The organism is Shewanella sp. SR44-3 (assembly GCF_014163735.1).
Classification (GTDB): domain Bacteria; phylum Pseudomonadota; class Gammaproteobacteria; order Enterobacterales; family Shewanellaceae; genus Shewanella.
This window is the reverse complement of the sequence record NZ_JACJDV010000136.1, coordinates 1-284: the sequence shown is the minus strand read 5'-3', so window position 1 is coordinate 284 and position 284 is coordinate 1. Positions and strand designations below refer to the sequence as shown.

The following is a 284-nucleotide window of genomic DNA, read 5'->3' as shown; positions in this document are numbered from 1 at the left end:
TCGAATAACTCAATACCTGTGAGTGTCCACACAGATTTCTTGTTCGTATTGTTAAAGAGCGTTGCTAACATGAAAAACTTAATTTTCATTCAGCGGCCGTTGACGCCAGGTCGTTGGCTTGGGCTGCGTATTCTACGCAATCCGTTGTCAGCGTCAAGTGTTTTTTCAAACTTTCTTTTCGCTTTGATTTAAGCGGTTAACTGTTTCAAATCAACCTATAAACCAAACTGATTCAGCGTTGGCGTGAACCGTTTGCCGTCTCAGTGGTTGCGCATTATAGGCAG

1 protein-coding gene is annotated in these 284 nt (G+C 43.0%); it reads left to right on the top strand.

All coding sequences use genetic code 11. From position 1 onward, the window contains the following. Window positions 1-192: hypothetical protein (locus H5073_RS18305; protein WP_220488114.1), on the top strand; the 192-nt coding region annotated here is incomplete at its 5' end. Window positions 193-284 lie beyond the last annotated feature (92 nt).